This window comes from Streptomyces sp. NPDC023573, assembly GCF_055559735.1.
In genome coordinates, this window is the sequence record NZ_JBVHKB010000004.1 from 285,835 (window position 1) to 299,433 (window position 13,599).

13 protein-coding genes are annotated in these 13,599 nt (G+C 71.5%); 8 read left to right on the forward strand and 5 right to left on the reverse strand.

Features of this window, described 5'->3' with window-relative positions; genetic code table 11:
- Window positions 1-17 precede the first annotated feature (17 nt).
- Complete coding sequence (locus tag ACZ32T_RS15240; RefSeq protein ID WP_467367208.1) at window positions 18-599, forward strand: Uma2 family endonuclease; 582 nt, start codon at window positions 18-20, stop codon at window positions 597-599.
- Window positions 600-665: 66 nt separating this feature from the next.
- Here the strand turns inward: ACZ32T_RS15240 and metG are convergent, their stop codons facing one another.
- A complete protein-coding gene (metG, locus tag ACZ32T_RS15245; protein ID WP_467367210.1) occupies window positions 666-2,279 on the reverse strand; it encodes a methionine--tRNA ligase in 1,614 nt (537 codons plus the stop codon).
- Between the two features lie 147 nt (window positions 2,280-2,426).
- On the opposite strand from metG, the gene ACZ32T_RS15250 reads away from it, so the two are divergent.
- Window positions 2,427-3,080, forward strand: a complete 654-nt coding sequence (locus ACZ32T_RS15250; RefSeq protein ID WP_467266761.1) for a response regulator transcription factor — start codon at window positions 2,427-2,429, stop codon at window positions 3,078-3,080.
- A 62-nt stretch (window positions 3,081-3,142) separates the two neighbouring features.
- Window positions 3,143-4,321 carry a sensor histidine kinase gene (locus ACZ32T_RS15255; protein WP_467266763.1) on the forward strand — a complete coding sequence of 393 codons (1,179 nt, stop codon included), beginning with the start codon at window positions 3,143-3,145 and terminating at the stop codon, window positions 4,319-4,321.
- Here ACZ32T_RS15255 and ACZ32T_RS15260 read toward each other — a convergent pair.
- Complete coding sequence (locus ACZ32T_RS15260) at window positions 4,255-5,937, reverse strand: VWA domain-containing protein (RefSeq protein ID WP_467367212.1); 1,683 nt, start codon at window positions 5,935-5,937, stop codon at window positions 4,255-4,257. The two genes, ACZ32T_RS15255 and ACZ32T_RS15260, sit on opposite strands and share 67 nt — an antisense overlap.
- Before the next feature lie 291 nt (window positions 5,938-6,228).
- Between ACZ32T_RS15260 and ACZ32T_RS15265 the strand changes: the two genes are divergently transcribed.
- Both ACZ32T_RS15265 and ACZ32T_RS15270 read left to right on the forward strand, forming a co-directional pair.
- Window positions 6,229-8,289, forward strand: coding sequence for a PhoX family protein (locus tag ACZ32T_RS15265; protein WP_467367214.1), 2,061 nt, complete (start codon window positions 6,229-6,231; stop codon window positions 8,287-8,289).
- 90 nt (window positions 8,290-8,379) lie between these two features.
- On the forward strand, window positions 8,380-8,796 hold the full coding sequence (locus tag ACZ32T_RS15270) for an RNA-binding S4 domain-containing protein (RefSeq protein ID WP_467367217.1): 417 nt from the start codon (window positions 8,380-8,382) through the stop codon (window positions 8,794-8,796).
- 17 nt (window positions 8,797-8,813) lie between these two features.
- Here ACZ32T_RS15270 and ACZ32T_RS15275 read toward each other — a convergent pair whose 3' ends face one another.
- From ACZ32T_RS15275 to ACZ32T_RS15285, 3 genes are all read right to left on the reverse strand, one after another.
- Entirely contained in the window at window positions 8,814-9,059 is a 246-nt protein-coding gene (locus ACZ32T_RS15275; protein WP_356709242.1) for a DUF2630 family protein, read from the reverse strand.
- 34 nt (window positions 9,060-9,093) lie between these two features.
- Complete coding sequence (locus ACZ32T_RS15280) at window positions 9,094-10,023, reverse strand: NADP-dependent oxidoreductase (protein ID WP_467367219.1); 930 nt, start codon at window positions 10,021-10,023, stop codon at window positions 9,094-9,096.
- 89 nt (window positions 10,024-10,112) lie between these two features.
- Complete coding sequence (locus tag ACZ32T_RS15285) at window positions 10,113-11,018, reverse strand: hypothetical protein (protein ID WP_467367588.1); 906 nt, start codon at window positions 11,016-11,018, stop codon at window positions 10,113-10,115.
- Window positions 11,019-11,149: 131 nt separating this feature from the next.
- Here ACZ32T_RS15285 and ACZ32T_RS15290 point away from each other — a divergent pair, with 131 nt between their 5' ends.
- The 3 genes from ACZ32T_RS15290 to ACZ32T_RS15300 all read left to right on the forward strand — a co-directional run bounded on the left by ACZ32T_RS15290 (window position 11,150) and on the right by ACZ32T_RS15300 (window position 13,556).
- Window positions 11,150-11,572 carry a hypothetical protein gene (locus ACZ32T_RS15290; RefSeq protein WP_467266465.1) on the forward strand — a complete coding sequence of 141 codons (423 nt, stop codon included), beginning with the start codon at window positions 11,150-11,152 and terminating at the stop codon, window positions 11,570-11,572.
- 158 nt (window positions 11,573-11,730) lie between these two features.
- Window positions 11,731-12,702 carry an ATP-binding cassette domain-containing protein gene (locus ACZ32T_RS15295; RefSeq protein ID WP_467274364.1) on the forward strand — a complete coding sequence of 324 codons (972 nt, stop codon included), beginning with the start codon at window positions 11,731-11,733 and terminating at the stop codon, window positions 12,700-12,702.
- Entirely contained in the window at window positions 12,699-13,556 is an 858-nt protein-coding gene (locus ACZ32T_RS15300; protein ID WP_467274362.1) for an ABC transporter permease, read from the forward strand. The genes ACZ32T_RS15295 and ACZ32T_RS15300 overlap by 4 nt, the downstream gene beginning before the upstream one ends.
- Window positions 13,557-13,599 lie beyond the last annotated feature (43 nt).

Consider the following 13,599-nt stretch of genomic DNA (forward strand, 5'->3'; position numbering starts at 1 on the left):
TTCCCGAGGAGGCTGCCATGACCGTTGGTGAGGACTCCGTGCTGACCCAGGACGTGTTCGAGGATCTGGCCCGTCACGCCGTACGCGCGGAGGAAGCGCTGCGGCTGGAATTCGTGAACGGGAAACTGGGGGTCAAGGCTGTGCCGGACGGGGATCACGGGCGGATCATCGAGTGGTTGACGCGCCTGTGTATTCAGGCTGATCCATCCCGGTGGCTGTATGCGGAACAGGGGCTGCGGATCGAGACGTACCGGAAGGGCAACGCCCGCCCGGACGGCGCTTTCGCACGCAGTGGCGCTTTCGCCGGCCAGGGTGAGTGGGCCGACCCCGACGGCGTGCTCATGGTGGTCGAGGTGACGTCGTACGACGAGGACACGGACCGCCGTGACCGGGTCGAGAAGCCGCGTGCGTACGCCGAGACCGGCATCCCCGTGTACCTGCTGATCGACCGTGACACCTGCGAGGTGAAGGTCCACTCGCAGCCCGACGGTGTGCGGTACGAGCAGGTGGTCACCGTGCCGTACGGCAAGACTGTGACACTCCCCGACCCCGTGGGGATCGAGCTGGACACCGAGCCGCTCAAGAACTGGACGCGCTGAGGGATCACGCGGAGGAGCCCGGGTCCCGATGTGGTCGGGTCCCGGGCTCCTCCTCGTGTACGCCGCTTACGCGGGCTTCTCCTCCAGGCGCGGGAACAGCACCGCGCCCTTCGTCACCGTCGCGCCCGCGGGGAGCTGGCCCCAGCGGCCCGCGTCCTGCACCGGCTGGTCGGCCAGGGCGCCCAGGGACGCCTCGGCGCCCAGGGACTCCCACAGCTTCTGCGAGGTGTCCGGCATGACGGCGTTCAGCAGGACCGCGACACCGCGCAGTGAGTCGGCCGCCGTGTACAGGATGGTCGCGAGGCGTGCCTGGCCCTCCGGGGAGGTGTCCTTGGCGACCTTCCAGGGCTCCTGCTCCGTGATGTAGCCGTTGACCTGCTTCACGAAGTCGAAGACCGCCAGGATGCCCCCCTGGAAGTCCAGCTCCTCGCCGATCTTCCGGTCGGCCGAGGCGACGGCCGCGGCCAGGCCCTCCTGGACCGCCCGCTCCGCGTCACCGGCGGCCGTGGCCTCCGGGAGCGCACCGCCGAAGTACTTGCCGACCATGGCCGCGACGCGCGAGGCGAGGTTGCCGTAGTCGTTGGCGAGCTCGGAGGTGTAGCGGGCGCTGAAGTCCTCCCAGGAGAACGAGCCGTCGCTGCCGTACGCGATGGCCCGGAGGAAGTACCAGCGGTACGCGTCCACGCCGAAGTGCGAGGTCAGGTCCTGCGGCTTGATGCCCGTCAGGTTCGACTTGGACATCTTCTCGCCGCCGACCATCAGCCAGCCGTTGGCGACGACCTTGCCGGGCAGCGGCAGGCCCTGCGCCATCAGCATGGCCGGCCAGATGACCGAGTGGAAGCGCAGGATGTCCTTGCCGATCAGGTGCACGTCGGCCGGGAAGGTGCCGTCGAACTTCTCCTGGTTGGCGCCGTAGCCGACCGCCGTCGCGTAGTTGAGCAGCGCGTCGATCCACACGTAGATGACGTGCTTCGGGTCCCACGGCACCGGGACGCCCCAGTCGAACGTGGAGCGCGAGATCGACAGGTCCTGGAGGCCCTGCTTGACGAAGTTCACGATCTCGTTGCGGGCGGACTCGGGCTGGATGAAGCCCGGGTTGGCCGCGTAGAACTCCATGAGCTTCGGGCCGTACTCACTCAGCTTGAAGAAGTAGTTCTCCTCCTTGAGGAGTTCCACCGGCTTCTTGTGGATCGGGCACAGCTTCGTGCCGTCCTCGGCCTCGATCAGGTCGCCGGGGAGCTTGTACTCCTCGCAGCCCACGCAGTACGGGCCTTCGTAGCCGCCCTTGTAGATCTGGTCCTTGTCGTACAGGTCCTGCACGAACTCCTGCACACGGTCGGTGTGCCGCTTCTCCGTCGTACGGATGAAGTCGTCGTTCGCGATGTTCAGGTGCTCCCAGAGGGGCTTCCAGGCCTCATCGACGAGCTTGTCGCACCAGGCCTGGGGGGTGACGTCGTTGGCCTCGGCCGTGCGCAGGATCTTCTGGCCGTGCTCGTCCGTGCCGGTGAGATACCACACCTTCTCGCCGCGCTGGCGGTGCCAGCGGGTGAGCACGTCGCCTGCGACGGTCGTATAGGCGTGCCCCAGGTGAGGAGCGTCGTTGACGTAGTAAATGGGGGTCGATACGTAGAAACTCTTCACGCCGTCGCCCCCTTGCTTCTCGGATCCAGTGGCCGCCATGGTCGAAATCCTAACGGTCCGTGGGAGATCCACTCACATCGATCGGGGCCGCCCCGGCCGCGGAGAGCTTTGCGAAACATCCTTTCCCGTACCAAAGACGCATCCTGGGAGGAGTGGGCTCACGTGCACGAGGCAGGGGACAACACGATGCGGGTACTGGTCGCCGAGGACGAGGAGATCCTGGCCGAGCTGGTGGCGACCGGGCTGCGGCGGGCGGGATTCGCCGTCGACACCGTCTACAGCGGGGACGCCGCGCTCGCCTACCTGGGGCTGCACGACTACGACGTCGTCGTCCTGGACCGTGATCTCCCCCGGGTGCACGGCGACGACGTGGCCCGCAGGCTCGTGTCCGACGGCTCACGGACCAGGATCCTGATGCTCACCGCCTCCGGGACCATGGAGGACCGGGTGGAGGGGCTGGACCTCGGCGCCGACGACTACGTGAGCAAGCCCTTCGAATTCCCCGAGCTGGTGTCCCGGGTGCGTGCCCTGCGGCGCCGCAGCGCCCGGCCCGTGCCGCCGCAGCTGGAGCGGCACGGCATCCGTCTGGACAGCGTGCGCCGGGCCGCCACCCGCGACGGGCGGGACCTGGACCTGTCGCCGAAGGAGTTCACGGTGCTGCAGCTGCTGCTGGAGGCCGACGGCGCCACGGTCAGCGCGGAGGAGCTGCTGGAGCGGGCCTGGGACGCCAACGCCGACCCCTTCACGGGCGCCGTCCGTGTCTGCATGAGCAAGCTCCGCGCCAAGCTGGGGGAGCCGGTGCTGATCCGCACCGTCCAGGGCGTCGGGTACGCCCTGTGAGCCGGCTGCTGAGGCTGGTACGGGCGACCGGGACGGCGCAGGTCCGGCACTCGACGATCCGGATGCGGATCGCCCTCGTGTACGGCGGGGTCTTCCTGGTCCTCGGCACGGCACTGCTCGCCACGGTCAATCTGGCGTCGCGCGCCGGTACGGACTCGCAGGCGCGGGCCATCGCCACGTCCGCCGCGGTCGCCCAGCCGGGCTTCGCGGTCAACGGCCCCCTGCACGCACGGGGCCGCCTCGGTCCGCCCACGGTCTACGACGTCACCGACGACGTCAGCGACGCCGCGAGCCGGGAGCTCCTGTACTGGTCGGGCGCGGCGCTGCTCGTCATGACGGGCTGCGCGGTCGGTGTGGGCTGGTGGACCGCAGGGCGGGTGCTGCGGCCCGTCCACGCGATGACGGCGAAGGCACGGCGGCTCTCCGAGCACACCCTGCACGAGCGGATCGCTCCGAGCGGCCCGGACGACGAGCTGAAGGAGCTGGGGGAGACGCTCGACGCGCTGCTGGCGCGGCTGGAGACGGCCTTCGACAGCCAGCGGCGCTTCATCGCCAACGCGTCGCACGAACTGCGGACGCCCCTGGCCACCCAGCGGGCGGCGATCCAGGTGGGGCTCGACGACCCGTCGCCGGAGGACCTCGTACGGACCCGGCAGACGCTGCTGGACAACAACCGGCGCAGCGAGCGGCTCATCGAGGGACTGCTGGTGCTGGCGCGCAGCGAACGCGGGCTGGCGCAGAGCGAGCGCGCGGAGGTCGACCTGGCGCAGGTGGTGGCGGAGGAGTCCGCCCGGCCCTTGGCATCACCCGGCCCGGACGTGACGGTCACGGCCGAGCCCTGCGTCGTACGGGGGAACCGGCAGCTGCTCGCGCAGCTCGTGGCGAATCTGCTGTCCAACGCGGTGCGGTACAACGTGTCCGGCGGCCGTGTGGAGGTGTCATTGGCGGCGGACGGGGTCCTGGTGGTCCGCAACACCGGCCCGGTCGTGGCCGAGGAGGACATCGCCGGGTTCTTCCAGCCGTTCCGGCGCGGGGAGGGGCGGGACCGGATGGGGCAGGGCTCGGGCCTCGGGCTGTCGATCGTACGTTCCATCGCGATGGCCCACGGCGGTACGGTCACGGCGGTACCCGGCCCGGAGGGCGGGCTCGCCGTGACCGTACGGCTGCCGGTGGATCAGTCCTCCGCGACGACTCCGCGGGCGGTGGCCCAGGCAGGCAGTGCGGCCAGGACCTCCCGGTAGAACGCCGCGTCGGGGACCTCGCGCGGGGCGGGGCCCGCGTGGAAGAACCCGGCGTTCTCGACGTCCAGCTTGCGCAGGAAGTCGAACGCCTTCGCGTCCTCGTCACCGAACGCGACGAACTGGAAGAACAGCGGCAGCCGCGCCGCGTCCGCCAGGGCCTGCTTGGCCGCCACCTTGGCGTCAGGCGCACCGTCCGTCTGGAAGACGACCAGCGCCGGACCGTCGGCGCCGGACTTCTCGTAGTGCGCGACGACCTCCTCGACGGCCCGGTGGTAGTTCGTCCGGCCCAGGCGGCCGAGGCCGGCGTTCAGCTCGTCGATCCGGCCCTCGTGGGCGGTGAGGTCGATCGCCCCGGTGCCGTCGATGTCGGTCGAGAAGAAGACGACGGGCACGGTGGCGTTCGGATCGAGGTGGGCCGCGAGGGCCAGGGTGCGGTCGCCCAGGTGCTGGGCGCTGCCGTCCTTGTAGAACGGCCGCATGGAGCCGGACCGGTCGAGCACCAGATACACGGTGGCCCGGAGCCCGGTCAGCCCGTGCGCCTTGAGCCCGGCCTGCGCGGCCTTGTACGGGGTCACGAGCGCGGGTGCCGCGGCCTTGACCCGGGCGAGAGTGACGGCGGGCTTGCCGGCGGAGGCGGCGGACTTGGCCACGGGGGCGGCTTCCGCCTCGGCGGCGGGCGCGGGCGCGGTTTCCGGCGCGGGTGCGGCGGGTTCGGGTGTGGCGTCCGGCTCGGGTGCCGTCTCCGGAGCGGCGTCGGCGACGACCGGCTCCGCCTTCGGCGGCTCGGGCGCGGCTTCCTGCTCCGGCGGGGCTTCCTGCTCCGGCGCGGCGACGGGCTCGGCTTCGGCGACCGGCTCGGGCGCGGCTTCCTGCTCCGGCGGGGCTTCCTGCTCCGGCGCGGCGACGGGCTCGGCTTCGGCGACCGGCTCGGGCGCGGCGGCGGGTTCCGGGGCGGCTTCGGCGACCGGCTCGGGCGCGGCGGCGGGTTCCGGGGCGGCTTCGACGACCGGCTCGGGCGCGGCGACCGGCTCCTGCGCGGCTTCGACGACCGGCTCGGGCTCGACAACCGGCTCGGACTTCTCGGAGACGATCGGCTCGGCCGCCTTCTCGGCGGCCGTCTCCGCCTTCTCCTCGGCAGCGGAAGGCTGCTCGGCCTCCGGCTCCGGGTCCATGTCGATCGTGATCGGTGCGGCGGCTTCCGGCTCTGCCGCGGCGGCGGTCTCCGCGACCGCAGCCGTGTCCGCAGCCGCGACCGTCTCCGAGCCGGCGTCCTTCCCGGCGTCCGCGGACGCGGACGGCTTCGCCTCCGGGTCCGACCCCTGGGCCGGAACCCGGGGAGCGGAGGTGGAGGCCGGAGAGGTCGTGGCCGCCTTGTCGAAGGCCGCCGCGACCAGGTCCGACGCCTGTCCGCTGTCGTCCCCGGTGCCGGCGGACCGGTCCGACGAGGAGGCCGGGGCCGGTACCGAGGCCTTCGCGGGCTCGGCCGCCGAAGTGGCGGTCTCCGGCTCCGGCTCCGTGGGCTGGGTGCGCTCGGCCTGGGGAGGGACGGTGGCCGTGGTCGGCTCGTCCTGCTCCGTCCGGCCGAACACCTTGCGCAGCAAGCTCCGAATGCCCATGGGCGAGGCCTTTCGCATGAGTTGGGTGCGATTAATGTCCGTACTGCGGGAATTGATCCCTGGCCAGGGCGGATACGTAAGGTTAGCGGCCGGATCCGGCCGTTCGGCTGCGCGGCCCGCCCCTGCGTCAACCGAGCTCCAACCGAGTCGTGACCGAGTCCTGAACGGGGGCCAGGGCAAAGGGAAGAGGAGCGGTGTCCCGGACTTCACCCTCCGTTCACCGGCAGTCCCACGAACGGCGTGGATGCGCACCTACCGTCACGCGTGACACACAGACGGAGGGACGAAAACGTGCGTGATCTGCTGCCGCTCATCGGCTCGCACCAGGGCGGGCGCTCTGCGCTGACCTGCCGCTACCGCTGCGGTGACGCCTGCTTCCAGGAGGTCCCGAACACCAGCGAAAACGAGTACGCCGGCGACATCATCGCCGGTGCCCTGTCACGCCGGTCGATGATGCGCGCCGCAGCCGTGGTGACCGTGGCAGCCGCAGCCGGAACCACCGCTCTCGCCGGTCCCGCTGCCCCGAGCGCCGAGGCCGCGCCCCTCGCGGGCCGTACGGGCGGGAAGCCGAAGCCCACCGTCTCGGGGGCCAGGGGTCTGCGCTTTTCGGCGGTCGAGCCCAACAAGGACGACAGGGTCACGATCCCCGAGGGATACGGCCAGAACGTCGTGATCCGCTGGGGCGAACCGATCCTGCGCGGCGCTCCCCGCTTCGACCCCGACAACCAGTCGGCGAAGGCGCAGGCAGGCCAGTTCGGCTACAACAACGACTTCCTCTCCCTGCTCCCGCTGCGCGGTGAGCGCGGGCGTCAGGTGCTGGTCGCCAACCACGAGTACACGGACGAGATCCTGATGTTCCGTGGATACGATCCGGCCGACCCGACCCGTGAGCAGGTCGAGATCGCCTGGGCGGCGCACGGACTCTCCGTGGTCGTCGTCCAGGAGGAGAACCGCACCGGCAAGCTCGCGCCGGTCAACCGTCACCCGCTGAACCGCCGACTCACCGCGACGAGTGAATTCCGGGTCACCGGGCCGGCCGCCGGAAGCCCGTTGCTCCGTACATCCGCCGACCGCACCGGCCGCAAGGTGCTGGGCACCCTGAACAACTGTGCGGGCGGCACCACCCCGTGGGGCACCACGCTGCACGGCGAGGAGAACTTCAACCAGTACTTCGCCAACGGCTCCAGCGACACCGACAAGCGCTACGGCATCGGCACGGCCGCCACCGAGCGCAAGTGGGAGCGGTTCGACAAGCGCTTCGACCTGGCGCAGGAGCCCAACGAGGCACACCGCTTCGGCTGGGTCGTCGAGCTCGACCCGTACGACCCCGACTCCACGCCCCGTAAGCGGACCGCGCTCGGCCGCTTCAAGCACGAGGCGGCGCAGCCCCGGCTGACCGCGGACGGCCGCCCCGTGGTCTACATGGGCGACGACGAACGCTTCGACTACTTCTACAAGTTCGTCTCCAGCAAGCGGATGAAGAAGGGCAACTCCCGCGCGGCACGCGAGCACAACCTCACGCTGCTGGACGAGGGCACGCTGTACGTCGCCAAGCTGACCGGCGACTCCCCGGCCGCCGAGTTCGACGGCACGGGCAAGCTTCCCTCCGACGGGGAGTTCGACGGCAGTGGTGTCTGGATCCCGCTCGCCACGGGCACCACCTCGCACGTGCCGGGCATGACGGCCGACGAGGTGTACGTCTTCACCCGCCTGGCCGGTGACAAGGTCGGCGCGACGAAGATGGACCGCCCCGAGGACGTCGAACCCTCGCCGCGCACCGGCCGGGTCTACATCGCGCTCACCAACAACACCGACCGGGGCAAGGCGGGCAAGGCCGGCGCCGACGAGGCCAATCCGCGCAACGCCAACAAGCACGGTCAGATCCTGGAGCTCGCGGAGAACTGGGACGACCCGGCGGGCGACGGCTTCGCCTGGCGGCTGTTCCTCGTCGCGGGCGACCCGGAGGACCCGGCGACGTACTTCGCCGGGTTCCCGAAGGAGAAGGTCAGCCCCATCTCCTGCCCCGACAACGTGGCCTTCGACGACCACGGCAATCTGTGGATCTCCACGGACGGCGCCCAGCTCGGCTCGCACGACGGTCTGTTCGGCGTCGCGACCCAGGGCGAACGGCGGGGTGAGCTCAAGCAGTTCCTCACCGTGCCGAAGGGCGCGGAGACCTGTGGCCCGGTGATCCAGGACCGCCGCGTCCTCGTCGCTGTGCAGCACCCGGGCGAGATCGACGGCGCCTCCGTCGAGAACCCCGCCAGCACCTGGCCGGACGGCCCCGGCCGGATGGTCCGCCCCTCGGTCGTAGCCGTCTGGCGCAAGGACGGCAGCGACATCGGCGTCTGAGCCGGTCGGTGGGAGGTCACGGACAGAGGAGTCGGGCATATCGGCAAAATTTCTGTCCGTAACCTCCCACCGGCCATTAGGGTCGTACGCATGGGTTCCGCTGAGGTGACGCCGCAGGCTGAGGGAAGCGTCCGGGTCGATGCCTGGGTCTGGGCGGTGCGGTTGACGAAGACGCGGTCGCAGGCGGCTGCCGCCTGCCGCGCGGGACATGTCCGGGTCAACGGCGAGCGCGCGAAGCCCGCCCAGGCCCTGCGGACGGGCGACGAGGTGCGGCTGCGGCATGCCGGCCGGGACCGGATCGTGGTCGTCTCCAAGATCGTGAAGAAGCGGGTGGGCCCGCCGGTCGCCGCCGAGTGCTTCGTCGACAACAGCCCGCCCCCGCCGCCGCGCGAGACGGCGATCCAGGTCCCGGTCCGCGACCGGGGCGCGGGCCGCCCGACCAAGCGGGACCGCCGCGAGATGGAGCGCCTCCAGGGCCTCCACGGCAGGGGGCCGGACGCCGGCTAGGCGGTCCGCCGCACTCCTCAGCTCTCGTAGCCCTCCACCTCGTCGGCGGGGCGTACCCGCGCCTGCGAGGGGTCCTCGCCGAATTCGCTGAGCGCGCGCCGCTGGCGCAGGAGGTCCCAGCACTGGTCCAGCTGGACCTCCACCTCGCGCAGCCGTGACCGTTCCTCGGCGGAGAGGCCCAGCTCCGCCGTGGAGCGGGCGCGCAGGGAGCGCTCCTCGGTGATGAGTCCGTCGATGTTCTCGAAGATGTCCTGCTCGGCCATGAGAGCTCCCGGTCGGTGCTGGGGGACGTGTCCTTCAGATGACGAAGACGGTCTTGCCGCGTGCCCCGCCCGCGCGGTTCTGGGCGAGCGCCTGCGGCGCCTTCTCCAGGGGCAGTTCCATGTCGACGGGCACCTCCAGCTCCCCCCGCGCCACCGACGAGGCCAGCTCCTCCAGCACCGGGGCGGTCGGGACGATCCGGAAGTCGGACCGGGTGATGCCCGGCGGCGCCGCCACGCCCCGGGTGGTGACCGCGACCCCGCCGTCACGCACCAGGGTGGCGTACGCCGCGAACGAGGCGGTGTCCGCCGAGACGAGGTCGACGACGGCGTCGACGCCGTCCGGGTACAGATCGCGCACCGCGGCTTCCAGCGCCTCGGGGCCCATGGCCGTATCGACGGTGGCTGTGGCGCCGAGCGCACCCATCCGCCGCTTCTCGTCGCCCCGCACGGCGGCGACGACCGCTGTCCCACGGGCCGCCGCGAGCTGGGTCAGGAAGCTGCCGACGCCCCCCGTCGCCCCGACGACCAGCAGGCTCAGCCCGCTGCGCACGGCCGCGCTCGACAGGATCTGCGCGGCGGCCGTCCCGGCCGTCGGGAGTGCCGCCGCGAGCTGGAGCGGCATGTCGCGGGGGACGAGGGCGATCGGGGAGTCCTGCGGGACGCACACGTATTCGCCGTACGCCCCGCAGCGACCGAGGGGCGGGGCCGTCGCGCGGCCGAAGACCGGGTCACCGACCCGGAAGCGGTTGTCGCCGCTGCCGATCATGTCCACCCGGCCGGCGAAGTCGGTGCCCAGGACGAGGGGGAACACACTGTCCGGAGCGCCGTCGGCGGTCTGCCAGTCGAGCGGGTTCAGCGCCGCGTACTCGACCTTGACCCGGACCTCGCCCGCCCCCGGGTCGGGCTTCGGTACCTCGACGGGACAGGGCTCCGCACGGGACGCGCTGACGGCGATGGCTCGCATAGGGCAGACCTCTCACTCGCCCCCGGCTCTCACGCATCCCACTGTCGCCCGGCCCACGCACCCGCGCACGTCGGGCCCGGGACGCCGGATCACCCGTCGTAGGGCCGCCCTCGCGGGGCCGGCTCATGCCGGAGGCCCTGCCCGCGCCGTGCCGCCACCACCCGTCCGACGACGCCGCCGGCCACCAGGACCGCCCCCACGAGCAGCACGATCCACACCGTCGTCCGCAGGGACGCGGTCAGCGCGTCGTACACCGCGGCGGCCCCGTCCCTGTCGGTCCCCGGCACCTGGTCGAGCACCCGGCCGCGGCCGACGGCGACCACGATCCGCAGCAGGACCGCGCCGAGGACCAGCCCGCCGCCGGCCACGGCCGCGGCCGTCAGACCGGCGCGGAGGCCGCCGCGTACGAGCGTGAGACCCAGCACGAGGACGAGCAGCACCACGGTCGCCACGGCCGGCCGGACGCCGCAGTATCTGAGCCACTGGAACGAGGAGCGCAGTTCGTCGGCGCGGTCGGCGGACAGCACGGTGATGGAGGCCTCCCGCACCGGGATCCGGTCGGCGAAGGGCACCCCGCTGTCGACCAGTTCCTTCTTGACCTCCTCGATCACCGGAGCCAGATCGATGGTCACCGCCTGCCCGTCCTCACCGTGCAGCGAGGCGGTCACGGCCTGGTGCGCCGTGCGGTTCGCGCCGTCCCAGGCCCGCTGGAACGCCTCGGTCGTGGTGAACGACCGGGCGGACTCGTGCAGGAACTGCTCGACGGTGTCCTGGAGCGGGCCGACGTCGATGTTCTTCATCGCCTCGTCGGTGACCAGCGTGGCGACGGTGTCCTGTACGTCGGCGTCGGAGGCCAGGGGCGAGACGGCGGCGAGATAGCGGTCGGTGTCGTCCAGCTCCAGATCGACCCACGCCGAGAGCGCGCTCACCGGGACCAGCACGGCCAGCACGACGAGCAGCACCGCCGAGAGAGCCGCTGAGAGACAGGTCCGCACAGGCACCAGCCAATCCCCTGCGGCGGCGGGGCGCTCCGGGCCGTGGGCCATTCGAGTTGCCGGGCGGCCCGGCCGGGTGTGCGCTGGAGGAACACAGGGACGGACGGGGGCGACGGAAGGAGCTGTGCGCCATGGCCACACACGCGACGATGCCGACGCGCCGACGGACGCAGGCCCGTGCCCCCGCTCCCGTCCGCCAGGAGCACCGGCACACGGCGCTCGCCTGGGCGGTGCCCCTCGTGCTGGGCGTGATCCTCGGCTTCTGGGCCTTCTTCATCAACCGGGACGGCGGAGCGACCACCGGCGGGCAGATCTGGCTCGGAGTCGTCTCCGGAGTGGTCTTCGCCGCGCTCTGCTACGTGCTCGCACGGGTCCGGTGGGCCCTGCCGCGTGAACTGCGGGCGGCGGCCTTCGGCGTGCTGGCCGGGGGCGCGGTCGGCTTCCTGTCCAGCCTGAACGGCAAGAGCGTGCTGATGTCGGGGTTCATCGGGCTGGTGGTCGGCGCGGGGATGTTCTGCACGATGTTCTACGCCTACTACACGCGCGAGGAGTGATCCGGCCGTCCTTCCGGATTCCGGAGGAAGGGCGCGGCGGCCGGAGCCGATCCGGCCGCCGCGCCCTTCCCGTTCCGTCCGATCCGCCCCGCCACCGGCGTGCCCCGTGCCATGGTTGCCCCGTATCCGCCCTCGACAGAGCCGACAGGGAAGGGACCATGAGTACTGAACTGGCCATCGAGACCACGGGGCTGGTGAAGGTCTTCGGTGAGAACCGTGCGGTGGACGGCGTCGATCTGGCCGTGCCCTCGGGCACCGTCTACGGAGTGCTGGGCCCCAACGGGGCGGGGAAGACCACCACCGTGAGGATGCTGGCGACCCTGCTGCGACCGGATGCGGGCCAGGCGCGGGTCTTCGGCCATGACGTCGTGAAGGACGCCGACACGGTCCGCAGCCGGGTCAGCCTCACCGGGCAGTACGCCTCGGTCGACGAGGACCTGACCGGTACGGAGAACCTGGTGCTGCTGGCCAGGCTCCTCGGCCACTCCAAGCCCGCCGCCAGGACCCGGGCCGCGCAGTTGCTGGAGGCGTTCGGGCTGAGCGAGGCGGCGGGCAAGCAGGTGAAGAACTACTCCGGAGGGATGCGGCGCCGGATCGACATCGCCGCGTCCATCCTGAACACCCCGGACCTGCTCTTCCTCGACGAGCCGACGACCGGGCTCGACCCGCGCAGCCGTAACCAGGTGTGGGACATCGTGCGGGCCGTCGTCGCGCAGGGCACGACGGTCATGCTGACCACCCAGTACCTCGACGAGGCCGACCACCTGGCCTCCCGCATCGCCGTGATCGACCACGGCAAGGTGATCGCGGAGGGCACGAAGGGTGAGCTGAAGGCCTCCGTCGGGGCGGGGTCCGTCCATCTGCGTCTGCGCGACCCCGGGCAGCGTCCCGAGGCCGAGCGGGTGCTGGCGCGCGCGCTCGACGCGACGGTGCAGCTGGACCACGACCCGGTGGCGCTGACCGCCACGGTCGGGGGTCACGGCACCGACAAGGGGGCGGCCGAACAGGCCGCGCGGGCACTGGCGGAGCTGGCCCGGTGCGGCATCCACGTGGACAACTTCTCGCTGGGACAGCCCAGCCTCGACGAGGTCTTCCTGGCGCTCACGGACAAGAAGGGGGTGGCGGCATGAGCACCGCGCCCACCACGGCCGAACGCGACGACGCCGAACTCACCGCACCGGACGCCGAGACCCTCGCCTCCCTGCTGGTCGGCCGGAAGCGGCCGCACCGGCCCAGCGCGCTGTCGGCGTCGCTGACCTTCGGATGGCGGGCCATGCTGAAGATCAAGCACGTGCCGGAGCAGCTGTTCGACGTGACGGTCTTCCCGATCATGATGGTGCTGATGTTCACCTACCTCTTCGGCGGGGCGCTGGCCGGCTCCACCGAGGACTACATCCAGTTCCTGCTGCCCGGGATCCTGGTCATGAGCGTCGTGATGATCACGATGTACACGGGCGTCGCGGTGAACACCGACATCGCCAAGGGCGTGTTCGACCGCTTCCGCACCCTGCCGGTCTGGCGGCCGGCGCCCATGGTCGGCTACCTCCTCGGCGACGTCGTGCGCTACCTCCTGGCCTCGGCCGTGATGCTCGTCGTCGGCATCGTCATCGGCTACCGGCCGGACGGCGGACCGCTCGGGGTCCTGGCGGGCGTCGCGCTGCTGCTGGTGTTCGCCTTCGCCTTCTCCTGGGTCTGGACGATGTTCGGCCTGATGCTGCGCAGCGAGAAGTCGGTGATGGGCGTCAGCATGATGGTGATCTTCCCGCTGACGTTCCTGAGCAACGTCTTCGTGGACCCCAGCACCATGCCCGGCTGGCTGCAGGCGTTCGTGAACAACAGCCCGGTGACACATCTCGCCGCCGCCGTACGGGAGCTGATGGCCGGCAACTGGCCCGCGACGGACATCGCCTGGTCGCTGGGCTGGTCGGCGCTGTTCGTGGTGGTCTTCGGAGCGGTGACGATGCGGCTGTACAACCGGAAGTGACTGCGGCGGACGGGCGGGCCTCCGGCGTACCGGAGGCCCGCCC